The sequence below is a fragment of the Saccharopolyspora sp. 6M genome, assembly GCF_020176775.1.
In the GTDB taxonomy this organism is placed as follows: Bacteria; Actinomycetota; Actinomycetes; order Mycobacteriales; family Pseudonocardiaceae; genus Saccharopolyspora_C; species Saccharopolyspora_C gregorii.
Map to the genome: position 1 here is coordinate 1 of NZ_JAIUJZ010000351.1, position 784 is coordinate 784.

A 784-nucleotide genomic window follows, 5' to 3' on the forward strand; every position below is an offset into this window, starting at 1 on the left:
GGTCAGTGGGGGAGGCGGGGTTCGACCTGCTGGGCGAGCTTCTTGCCCTCGCCGCAGGGGTCGGGGACGTCGTCCTTCATGAAGCCGGTGACGGAGAGGATGATGACGCCGCCGCCCGCGTCGACGAGGGTGTTGCAGATGCCCTGTCCGGTGGATCCTGCGGAAACACCGGTCGCCGCGGCACGCCCGTTGATGTCGAACTTCTGGTAGCTGTCCCAGTGGCCGCCGGTCTCGTAGCTCGCGACGGTCTCGTCTTGGTTCTTGTACAGGGTCAGCAGCATGGTCTCGCCTTCGAAGGAGCAGCCGGTCTCGAAGGTGAGGTCCTCGATGCGTTCGGACGGCCCGTTCGCGCCTGCCTCGGTCCGCTCGTCCGGTGTGAAGAAGGTGCAGGTGTCGAAGTCCCGGAGCCCGGCCGGTTTCGGCTGCGGTGCGGGCGATTCCTCGCCCCCGGGTGTGGTGCCGCCGAGTGCGCAGCCGGACAGGCTCAGCAGCCCGGCGCAGGCGGCGGTGGTGATCCACCAGCGGGTACGTCGGGTCAACTGGGTACCTCTCTGCATGTCTTCGGCGCTCTGACGGTCGGTGGCAGCTAGTCCTTGGCGAGGCTCGTCAGCCACCTGTCGTTTCGACGACGGGTGCACCGTCGAGGAGGTGAAAGATCGCCGTGACGGCCGTCTTGAGCAGCCGGACCCGCTGACCCGCTTCAGGTGAATGGCCCACTGGCCCGTTCTCGTTGGGCGGGTGGGCCATTCACCTGGGTGGACCGGGGGCCGGTGGTCAGTGGGGG

The 784-nt window shown here is 68.0% G+C and carries 1 protein-coding gene; it reads right to left on the minus strand.

Features of this window, described 5'->3' with window-relative positions; genetic code table 11:
- Positions 1 to 2: 2 nt before the first annotated feature.
- Positions 3 to 539 (minus strand): DUF3558 family protein, encoded by a 537-nt coding sequence (locus LCD31_RS28780; RefSeq protein ID WP_224963323.1) that lies wholly within the window; start codon positions 537 to 539, stop codon positions 3 to 5.
- Positions 540 to 784: the final 245 nt, after the last annotated feature.